The sequence below is a fragment of the Aeromonas sp. QDB17 genome (assembly GCF_027705305.1).
In the GTDB taxonomy this organism is placed as follows: domain Bacteria; phylum Pseudomonadota; class Gammaproteobacteria; order Enterobacterales; family Aeromonadaceae; genus Aeromonas; species Aeromonas caviae.
Genome location: NZ_JAPDBP010000012.1, coordinates 143,724 through 150,480, shown reverse-complemented (window position 1 = coordinate 150,480; position 6,757 = coordinate 143,724). Strand labels below are relative to the sequence as shown.

At 64.3% G+C, this 6,757-nt stretch carries 8 protein-coding genes; 3 read left to right on the top strand and 5 right to left on the bottom strand.

Annotated features, from left to right (window positions below):
• Positions 1-146: 146 nt before the first annotated feature.
• From OKC41_RS12120 to OKC41_RS12105, 4 genes are all read right to left on the bottom strand, one after another.
• Positions 147-1,427: a sigma 54-interacting transcriptional regulator gene (locus tag OKC41_RS12120; protein WP_041214273.1), complete on the bottom strand. Its 1,281-nt coding sequence runs from the start codon at positions 1,425-1,427 to the stop codon at positions 147-149.
• Positions 1,428-1,481: 54 nt separating this feature from the next.
• Complete coding sequence (locus OKC41_RS12115; protein WP_039039694.1) at positions 1,482-1,991, bottom strand: hypothetical protein; 510 nt, start codon at positions 1,989-1,991, stop codon at positions 1,482-1,484.
• Between the two features lie 105 nt (positions 1,992-2,096).
• On the bottom strand, positions 2,097-3,509 hold the full coding sequence (locus OKC41_RS12110; protein WP_039039616.1) for an ATP-binding protein: 1,413 nt from the start codon (positions 3,507-3,509) through the stop codon (positions 2,097-2,099).
• Between the two features lie 102 nt (positions 3,510-3,611).
• Positions 3,612-3,704: a YnhF family membrane protein gene (locus tag OKC41_RS12105; protein ID WP_010675981.1), complete on the bottom strand. Its 93-nt coding sequence runs from the start codon at positions 3,702-3,704 to the stop codon at positions 3,612-3,614.
• A gap of 125 nt (positions 3,705-3,829) precedes the next feature.
• Here OKC41_RS12105 and folK point away from each other — a divergent pair, with 125 nt between their 5' ends.
• The gene (gene folK, locus OKC41_RS12100; protein WP_201895024.1) at positions 3,830-4,375 is read left to right on the top strand and encodes a 2-amino-4-hydroxy-6-hydroxymethyldihydropteridine diphosphokinase; all 546 of its coding nucleotides are present in this window, start codon (positions 3,830-3,832) and stop codon (positions 4,373-4,375) included.
• A gap of 58 nt (positions 4,376-4,433) precedes the next feature.
• On the opposite strand, the gene OKC41_RS12095 is transcribed toward folK, so the two are convergent.
• Positions 4,434-5,138, bottom strand: a complete 705-nt coding sequence (locus OKC41_RS12095; RefSeq protein WP_201895023.1) for an SDR family oxidoreductase — start codon at positions 5,136-5,138, stop codon at positions 4,434-4,436.
• 159 nt (positions 5,139-5,297) lie between these two features.
• Here OKC41_RS12095 and OKC41_RS12090 point away from each other — a divergent pair, with 159 nt between their 5' ends.
• Positions 5,298-5,702 carry a CBS domain-containing protein gene (locus OKC41_RS12090; protein WP_039039619.1) on the top strand — a complete coding sequence of 135 codons (405 nt, stop codon included), beginning with the start codon at positions 5,298-5,300 and terminating at the stop codon, positions 5,700-5,702.
• Positions 5,703-5,951: 249 nt separating this feature from the next.
• Positions 5,952-6,716: an ABC transporter substrate-binding protein gene (locus OKC41_RS12085; RefSeq protein WP_039039620.1), complete on the top strand. Its 765-nt coding sequence runs from the start codon at positions 5,952-5,954 to the stop codon at positions 6,714-6,716.
• Positions 6,717-6,757 lie beyond the last annotated feature (41 nt).

The following is a 6,757-nucleotide window of genomic DNA, read 5'->3' as shown; positions in this document are numbered from 1 at the left end:
GGGGGGGGGGGGGGGGGGGGGGGGGGGGGGGGGGGGGGGGGGGGGGGGGGGGGGGGGGGGGGGGGGGGGGGGGGGGGCGGGGGGGGGGGGGGGGGGGGGGGGGCGGGGGGGCCCCCCCCCCCCCCCCCCCCCCGCCCCTCTGTCATTTATCCCTTCGACTTGAAGTTGGCCGCCTCGATGCCGTGCCGATTCAATAGCTTGTAGAAGTCGGTGCGGTTTCTCCCCGCCATGTTGGCCGCCAGGGTCACATTGCCTTCCGTGGTGCGCAGCAGCCGGATCAGGTACTCCTTTTCAAACTCGGCCCGCGCCTCGTTGAACGAGGGAATGCCGCCACCGCCGCCACTCAGGGCCGACTCCACCATGGCCGCGCCTATCACCGGGCTGCAGCAGAGGCTCGCGAGCTGCTCCACCACCCCGCAGAGCTGGCGCACGTTGCCCGGCCAGGCAGCCGCGGCCAGCAGGGCCAGCGCCTCCGGCGAGAAGCCGAGGGCGGCGCAATCGGGGTGACGGTTGCGGTAATCGTCCAGCGCCTGACGGGCCAGCAGGGGGATATCCTCGCTACGGGCGCTCAGAGGCGGCAGGGTGATGTTGGCCACGTTGAGGCGGTAGAAGAGATCCTCGCGAAAACGCCCCTCTTCCATGGCGGTCACCAGATCCTGATGGCTGGAGCTGATGACCCGCACCTCGGGGGTGCCCTGACCATACTCCGCCAGCACCTGGAGCAACTTGGCCTGGAGTGACTCCGACAGATCCCCTATCTCGTCGAGGAAGAGGGTGCCACCTTTGGCCTCGGCAAACAGGCCGGACTGGCCATCCTCGCCAAACAGCTGCAAGTCCAGCACGGGCCAGGGCAGAGCCGCACAGTTGATGGTATGCAGCGGCTTGTCGCGGCGGTGGCTGGCCTGGTGCAGCGCCTGGGTCATCACCCCCTTGCCGGCGCCGGAGGGGCCCAGGATCAGCACGGGCACGTCCATGGTGGCGATGCTGCTCGCCTGGATCAGCAACTGCTCCATCTGCGGGTTGCGGGTCTGGATGAGGGACTGCCACTCCTGCTGCTGCTTCGGACGGGTCAGGCTGAGAGCATGTTCTATGGTGACCAGCAGCTCGTCCTTGTCGATGGGCTTGGTCAGGAAGCTGAACACCCCGGAGCGGGTCGCCTGGATGGCATCGGGAATGGTGCCGTGGGCGGTCATGATGATCACCGGCATGCCGAGCCACTGGGACTGAATCCGCTCGAACAGCGCCAGCCCGTCCATGCCCCCCATGCGCAGATCGCTCAGCACCAGGTCGGCCCGTTGCTGGCGCAGCCTGTCCAGCGCTCCTTCGGCGCTGTCGGCGGTATCCACCTCGTAACCCTGGCTGCGCAGGCGCATGCTCATCAGCTTGAGCAGGCTGGCATCATCGTCCACCAGCAGAATACGGCTCATGCTCTCACCCCCTCTTGGCGAAAAACGCGGTCATTACGGCGCGGTCCGGAGCTGTCATGGCTGACCTCCCCCATTGAGCTTACGCTGGTTGAGCTGCTCGTCGATGGCGGAGAGCTGCTCTATCTGCTGGCGCAGACGCTTCACCTCCTGACTCTGATCGTCGCGGCGGCTGTCTCGCACCAGCAGCTCCTCCCCGAGGGCGATCCAGCTGCGCAGGAAGGCCTGGGCATCGAGACCGAGCTCCGGCAACAGAGCCTTCAGCTGATCCAGCCCGGCCCGGCGACTGGCCACCGATTCGGACGGGTGGGTGTTGACCATGGCCAGGCTGACCCGGCTCTCGAGGTCGGTGGCGCCGGCCAGTCGCTGGCGCTCCTGCATCCGCTGCTGGGGATGGCTGGCCAGCAGCCAGTCCGAGTATTGCAGGCGCACCTGCATCTCCTTGTTGGCAAACTCCATCCGCCTGGCGATCGCCTCCTGGGAAGGCTCGGTGAGGCTGGTAGAAGGCAGCAGGGAACAGCCAGCGAGCAGGCCTATCATCAATACGGGAATCACAAATCGTTTCATCTTGAATGTCACTTCAGATCCTGGTGGGGAACAGGCACCTGCCCGCTCCTCTCAATATTCGGTGTCAAGGCGCCACCCGCACCTGCGGGGTCGCCGCCACGCCCGTCAGCTCGGGCGCACGTTCAAATCCAGCCGGAAACAGACATCCGCCTGGGCATCCTCGATCAGCCTGAGCTCGCCGCCCAGACTCATGGCAGACTCCCGGGCAATGGAGAGGCCCATGCCGGAGCCTTTCAGCAATCCCTGGCGCACTATGCTGCCCTGTTCAAAGGGCTCGAAGATGCGCTCCCGCTCGTCTGGCGGGATGACAGGCCCTTCGTTGGCCACCTCCAGCCAGCCGCCGCCCGCTCCCGCCCCGGCGCGGATCCAGATCTGTCCGCCCCTGGCGCCATAGCTGACCGCGTTGGAAAAGAGATTGTCGAGGATGAGTCGCAGGCGGTAGGGCTCTGCCCGCAGGCTGATGGGCTCGGGCGGCAAGTGTACACTGATTTGCTTGGATTCCAGCGCGAGCCGGTACTCTTCGGACAAGTCTGACAACAAGGGCGCCAGGGGCACCTCGGACAGGGTGAACACCTCCTGCTGGCTGAGGCGATTGAAGTCGAGCAGCCGCTCGATCAGGGTCTGCAGACGGCGGCTGTTCTCCTCCAGCATCTGGCAGATCTCCTGCTGATCCCCGTTGAGGGGCCCCACCAGCTGCTCCGAGAGCAGATCAGCCCCCTCCCGCAGCACGGCAAGGGGGGTTTTCAGCTCGTGGGATACGTGGCGCAGGAACTGGTATTTCTGCTGTTCCAGCTCCTTGAGCTTGTCGTGCAGCCAGCTGATCCGCTCCCCCAGCAGCACCAGTTCGGCCGGGCCATCCACCGGGCGCTGATCCGGCTCGACGCCTGCGCCCAGACTCAGGATCCGCGACTCAATCTGACGTACCGGGTGGATGATGAGGTAGGTAAAGAGCAACACCAGCAGCAGGCTGAGCCCGGCCACGAAGCCGCTGACCCACCAGATCTGCTGTTTCAGCTCCACGATGGCGCCCCGCATGCGGGTCACGTGATCATCCACCTGGCTGCGGGTGACCACCTCCAGTTGCTGGTTCAGTTCGTTGAAATCGGTGAAACGGGGGCTGGTCGCCTCCTGCCTGGCCTTGCGCAGATCCTGCAGGCCGTCGAGCCAGACCAGCGCCGCCTCGAGATCCCCGTAGACCTCGGCATCCGGGATGGAGTCCTGATGGGTAGCGAGCAGTTCCCGGTAGCGCACCAGCTGCTGCCGATAGCTGGCCAGGATGCGATCATCACCCAGGACCGCATAGCGGCGCAGGGTGCGCTCCAGATCGATGGCCTGAGTGGAGAGCAGCGTCGCCCGGCGAGTGTCCCGCACCGCACGTTCCATCTCGTCGCTGGTGAGCTGGCCCAGGTGGGAGAGAGCCTGACTGTCGTGCCAGATCATGCCCCCCAGGGGCATCAGCACCAGCACGAAGCCCATCAGTACTACCTGGAGCAGGGAGCGGGGCCGAACCTTGGTCATCTTCTGCGGTCTCGATTCGTCATGGGGGAGCCAGCATATCCGCACTGCCCCAAAAAGCAAAACCGGCCATAAAGCCGGTTTGATTGCTCACCGAGGCCGGATTCACGCCAGGCCGACGGACGCCACACAGATGACAATGATCATGGCAAGGGCCCCTGACGCGGCCAACAGTGCCCATTTCATTTCTACGCTCATGCAAACCTCCTTTCTGCCAATCAGCGTTGGATCACAACAGATGACGACATGTTAATTCATAGTGAATCCCATAACCGTGAGCTGCGTATATATTTCAGACGAGCCCAACCCAAGGAATGGAAAGCATGTTTTACCTCTGTAGCATTGGATCCAATCTCGACCCCGCCCTGCACGTCAGTCAGGCCGTCGCCGAATTGCTGGCCCGCTTTGGTCGCCTTCACCTGAGTTCCGTCATCCAGACCAAGCCCGTGGGCATGCATTCGCGCCACGACTTCCTCAACTGCCTGTTCGTCGTCCAGAGCGACCTCTCCCCCGTCCAGCTCAAGACCGAGTTTGTCACCATGGAGCTGGCCCATGGCCGGGATCGCAGCCACCCCCTGTGCAAGGTGGCGGACAGGCCACTGGACATCGACATACTGGCCTGCGGCGAACGGGATGACTTCGCCGAGGCCGGGGTGGATGCCTACCTGGGGGATCTGCTGGCGGAGATGTATCAGGGCGGCAGTGTGGACTCCGGCAAGGTGACCCTCGGCCTGCCGGGCAGCAAGGTGTTTGCGAAGCAGCGCATCGGCCAGGCCCCCATCCATCTCTGCCAGCAAGACGAGGCCCTGCTTCCCGGCAACGGCCACCCCGGCCCCCCTTCCCGGCACGCCGCCATCCGGCACCCTTGAGCCGTTCACACACATGAGGCGCCCAAAGGCGCCTCATGTCATGGCGGCCCGCCTTGCCCTAGATGACGGCGAGGGCGCGCCCCCCGTCCACCCGGATGCTGGCCCCGGTCATGTAGTCGTTCTTCATCAGCATCTGTACCGCCTGCCAGATGGGCTCCAGGCCCCCTTCCCGCGCCAGCGGCGTCTTCGCCAGCACCTGCTGACGCCAGTCATCCCCGTGCTCGTCGAGAAACAGGATGGGGCCAGGCTCTATGGTGTTGACCCGCACGGCGGGTGCCAGTTCGCGGGCAAAGCTCATGGCCAGGGAATGGGCTCCCGCCTTGGTGGCCACGTAGGCGGCAAACTGGGGCGCCGGGGCATGGATGTAGATATCGGTGATGTGGATGATGCCCCCGTTGGGCTGGCGAGCAAGGGCGGGGGCCAGCGCCCGGTTGAGCTGGAAGGGAGCCGCCATGTGTACCCGGTAGAACTGATCAAACTGGGCCAGCTGCACCGCAGGATCCGCAGCCTGGGGCTCGAAGGCGGAGGCATTGTGGATGATCAGGGTAAGATCCTCATGGGCCGCCAGCGCCGTCACCACGGCGCCCACCTCCTCTTCCCGGGTGAAGTCCGCCTGTACCAGCTCGACGCCCACATCTCGCAGACGATCCAGCTCGGGCCGTTCGCTGCGATAGCTGCCCGTCACCTGCCAGCCAGCGGCCACCAGCTGCTCGCACAGATAGAATCCCAGGCGACGGCCACAGCCCGTTACCAATGCACGCATACCCTCTCCTTGTGGTTGTCGCCCTCCCCGATCCATGCAGGATCGCACGGAGGGCCTATTCATCGGCCATGACCTATCGATGTCCGAGGCAAAACCCATTGGCCCCCTGTCACGGCCACCGGGCATAGTGGCCCCATCGACCCCCATAGAGCCACCATCATGCTACAAATTCGCGATCATATGCAGCCATTGACCCACTCACTGCACCCCGGCCTCGGTCTGGCCGAGGCGCTGGACAGACTCCATCGGGCAAACCTGGGGGGCCTGCCGGTACTGGATGACCATCAGCACCTCGTCGGATTTCTCTCCGAGCAGGATTGCATTCCCGCCCTGCTCACGGGCAGCTATCACTGCGACACCCGTACTCTGGTCGAAGATCTGATGAGCCGGGCCCCGCTGTTCGTCTCTCCTGATGACAACATCGTGGATCTCGCCCGCCAGATGGCCGGGGCCAGACCCAAGGTCTATCCGGTAATGGAGGGAGGCAAGGTGACGGGCATCATCAGCCGTCGTCAGGTGATGCAGGCCCTCAACACCCAGATGAAACAGTGTCAGGCAACCTGAGGCAGGCCACCTCGCACACGTTTCATGCCGACCACCCTCCCGCCCACAGCCGGCGAGTGGCTGGTCCATCCCGCCCGACTCAGCCACGGGGCGACCTGTCGATGCAGCGCCGCCCCCCTCCCACCGGCACCGTTCGTTTGTCCCCTCCCCATTTCAGGGTTTGCCATCCGTGGTTGTCTCTAGTTAGATAGGTGCCGGTCACAGTCCCTGCCGGATGCGACCCCGTCCCGAGTGCTCAGGAGATGTAACGTGCGACGCTTGCTCGTATTCTGCTTGCTGCTGCCCTGCTGGCTGTCAGCCAGGGAGCTGGTCATTGGTGGCATCCTGGAGCCCCCTCTCAAGTGGCTGGATGCACAGGGACACCCTCGCGGGCTGGATGTGGATCTCGTCACCGCCATCTTCGGCACGCTCCATACCCCCATCAGGATTGAGCTCATCGATTCGGGGGCCAGGCTCACCCGCAATGCCGAAAGCGGCTTCTATGACCTGCTGCTGACCCACTCCTACAAACCGGAGCGGGAGGCCTATCTGCTCTACCCCAAACAGGCCCATATGCTCCATAGCTGGCACTTCTTCATACGCAAGGAGTCCGCAGGCCGGATCCATTATGACCATCTGACGGATCTCAAACCCTGGCGTATCGGTGTCACCCGGGATTTCTCCTATACCCCCGAGCTCGCGGCGGCCATGACAGACCCGAGCTATCACTTCCAGGAGATCCCCATCAACCAGCTGCAACTGCGCAAACTCATCGCCGGTCGCATCGACGTGGTGCCCATGTCCCTGGTCACCGCCTTCACCCAGATAAGAGAGGAGGGACTGGAGGGCAAGCTCGACTACCTGCCAAAACCCCTCAAGACCAGCCCCTACTTCAATGTCTGGACCCGTTCCCGGGCCGATGCCGACACCCCGGCCCTGATGGCTGCCTATGATGCCGAACTGCTGCACATGAAGCGGGACGGCCGGCTCAAGGCCCTCTACGACAAATACGGCATCCCCTATATCGAACCCTGATCCACCGTTCAGGGTGTCATCTCCCGCAGGGTCGAATTCTG

What these genes read in the sequence shown, in the direction of transcription:
- OKC41_RS12120 (WP_041214273.1), bottom strand. Translation starts at nt 1,427, where the DNA reads ATGAGCCGTATTCTGCTGGTGGACGATGATGCCAGCCTGCTCAAGCTG.
- OKC41_RS12115 (WP_039039694.1), bottom strand. Translation starts at nt 1,991, where the DNA reads ATGAAACGATTTGTGATTCCCGTATTGATGATAGGCCTGCTCGCTGGC.
- OKC41_RS12110 (WP_039039616.1), bottom strand. Translation starts at nt 3,509, where the DNA reads ATGACCAAGGTTCGGCCCCGCTCCCTGCTCCAGGTAGTACTGATGGGC.
- OKC41_RS12105 (WP_010675981.1), bottom strand. Translation starts at nt 3,704, where the DNA reads ATGAGCGTAGAAATGAAATGGGCACTGTTGGCCGCGTCAGGGGCCCTT.
- folK (WP_201895024.1), top strand. Translation starts at nt 3,830, where the DNA reads ATGTTTTACCTCTGTAGCATTGGATCCAATCTCGACCCCGCCCTGCAC.
- OKC41_RS12095 (WP_201895023.1), bottom strand. Translation starts at nt 5,138, where the DNA reads ATGCGTGCATTGGTAACGGGCTGTGGCCGTCGCCTGGGATTCTATCTG.
- OKC41_RS12090 (WP_039039619.1), top strand. Translation starts at nt 5,298, where the DNA reads ATGCTACAAATTCGCGATCATATGCAGCCATTGACCCACTCACTGCAC.